Source organism: Microbacterium sp. SS28 (assembly GCF_022761035.1).
Taxonomy (GTDB): Bacteria; Actinomycetota; Actinomycetes; order Actinomycetales; family Microbacteriaceae; genus Microbacterium.
Window position 1 is genome coordinate 1 of record NZ_JAKWJP010000017.1, and the last position, 1,495, is coordinate 1,495.

General features: G+C 71.0%; 1 protein-coding gene. It reads left to right on the plus strand.

Annotation, left to right across the window (positions count from 1 at the left end):
• Positions 1–1,495 (plus strand): dihydroxy-acid dehydratase (locus MJ607_RS19780; RefSeq protein ID WP_243077355.1); only part of this gene is annotated, 1,495 nt, incomplete at both ends.

A 1,495-nucleotide genomic window follows, 5' to 3' on the forward strand; every position in this document is an offset into this window, starting at 1 on the left:
TGACGCCGTGCAACAGTCACCTCGACGAGGTGGCGCAGGCGGTGAAGAACGGCATCTACGAGGCGGGCGGTATCCCGCTGGAGCTGCCGGTGGTGTCGCTGGGTGAGACGCAGGTGCGTCCCACGGCGATGCTGTGGCGCAACATGGCGGCGATGGCGACGGAGGAGATGCTCCGCGCGAACCCGATCGATGGGGTGGTGCTGCTCGGGGGCTGCGACAAGACGATCCCGTCTTTGCTGATGGCGGCGGCTTCCGTCGATCTGCCGGCCGTCGTGGTGCCGGGCGGTCCGATGCTCACGGGGCATTTCCGGGGTGAGGCGCTCGGGTGCGGCACGGATGTGTGGCGGCTGTCGGAGGAGGTGCGTGCCGGGACGCTGAGCGAGGCGGCGTTCCTGAAGAGCGAGTCGTCGATGATCCGGTCGAAGGGGCACTGCAACACGATGGGCACGGCGTCGACGATGGCGCTGGTCGCGGAGGCGCTCGGCACGATCGTGCCGGGGCTGGCGGGGACGCCGGCGCCGGATGCGCGGCTGCTCGAGGCGGCGCATGAGACCGGTCGTCTGGCTGTGCAGCTGGTCGCGGACGACCGCCGGCCCTCGACGTTTCTGACGAAGGCGAGCTTCCACAACGCGATCGTCGCGCTGGCCGCGATCGGCGGGTCGACGAACGCCGTCGTGCATCTCCTTGCGATCGCCGGGCGGCTCGGGATCGGCCTGACGATCGACGACTTCGACCGGATCGGCGCGGAGGTCCCGCTGCTGGTGAACCTGCAGCCCGCGGGCCGCTACCTGATGGATGACCTGTACCGGGCGGGCGGGTTCCTCGCCGTGATGCGCGAAGTGCGCGACCTGCTCGACCCGGACGCGCTCACGATCACGGGCCGCCCGTTCGTGGACTACCTCGAGGATGCGCGCATCTGGGACCCCGACGTCATCACTCCGCGCGGCACCCCGCTGATGCCCGCCGCGGGCATCTCGGTGCTGCGCGGATCGCTCGCGCCCGGTGGCGCGCTCGTCAAGCCTGCCGCGGCATCCGCTCACCTGCTGAAGCACCGCGGCCGCGCTGTCGTGTTCGACTCGATCGAGGACTTCCACGCCCGCGTCGACGACCCCGATCTGGACATCGACGAGAACTCCGTGATGGTGCTGCGCGGCTGCGGCCCGAAGGGGTACCCGGGGATGCCGGAGGTGTCGAACATGCCGCTGCCGAAGAAGCTGCTCGAGAACGGCGTGCGGGACATGGTCCGGATCTGCGACGGGCGGATGTCGGGCACCGCGTACGGCACCGTGATCCTGCACGTCACTCCCGAGGCCGCCGCGGGCGGCCCGCTCGCGCTGGTGCAGACGGGCGACTGGATCAGCCTCGACGTCCGCGCCGGGCGCCTCGACCTCGACGTCCCGGCCGATGAGCTCGCCGCACGCACTCCGAACGCGGCGACCGTCGACGGGTACGCGAACCCGCGCCGCGGATGGGAGCGCCTGTACGTCGACCACGT